General features: G+C 63.6%; 1 pseudogene. It reads left to right on the top strand.

From position 1 onward, the window contains the following. Positions 1 to 113: 113 nt before the first annotated feature. Positions 114 to 239 (top strand): annotated as a pseudogene (locus SQ11_RS17000) (hypothetical protein); the annotation flags it as partial.

The following is a 239-nucleotide window of genomic DNA, read 5'->3' on the forward strand; positions in this document are numbered from 1 at the left end:
GGACTCGTCCGGCGGGACAGGGCGCGGGACACATGCCCTGCGGGGCTCCCGGAAACGCCGTGGTCTGGTCGCGGGCCACGGCGCTTTCCTTACTTTCAGAAAGAGGCAATTCCATGTCCGATTACACACTCAATGCCAGCGTTCGCAGCGACCTGGGGAAAGGTGCGAGCCGCCGCCTGCGTCGTGCGAACGAACAGGTGCCGGCCATCATCTATGGTGGTGAGCAGAGATCGGAAGAG

The organism is Nitrosospira sp. NpAV (assembly GCF_000832065.1).
Taxonomy (GTDB): domain Bacteria; phylum Pseudomonadota; class Gammaproteobacteria; order Burkholderiales; family Nitrosomonadaceae; genus Nitrosospira.